Raw genomic sequence first — 245 nt, forward strand, 5'->3', positions numbered from 1 at the left:
GGACGAACGATCATGCTATCTCCTTGAGCGGCGACCTCTGCCACCGCGAAACGCTTCGTTTCGAGCTTGCTGTTACGAGCTGTCTGCGCAGGCCCGCGCCTCCGACGGCAACCAGACGCACACTGCCACCCTCACCACTGCCCAGGGCGTCGGCCGCATCGCGCCCCAGGCTGACCGGTTTGCCGGGCACCCAGTCGAGCTCCAGCAACACTGCACGGTAGTCCTGCAACTGGCCGTTGCACACC

Annotated in this window: 1 pseudogene; it reads right to left on the reverse strand. The window is 65.7% G+C overall.

The annotated features are described in order from the left end of the window. Positions 1-103: 103 nt before the first annotated feature. A pseudogene (locus SB756_RS34055) lies at positions 104-245 on the reverse strand (arginine N-succinyltransferase); the annotation flags it as partial.

Origin of the sequence: Pseudomonas sp. SIMBA_068 (assembly GCF_046534705.1) — a bacterium.
In the GTDB taxonomy this organism is placed as follows: Bacteria; Pseudomonadota; Gammaproteobacteria; order Pseudomonadales; family Pseudomonadaceae; genus Aquipseudomonas; species Aquipseudomonas putida.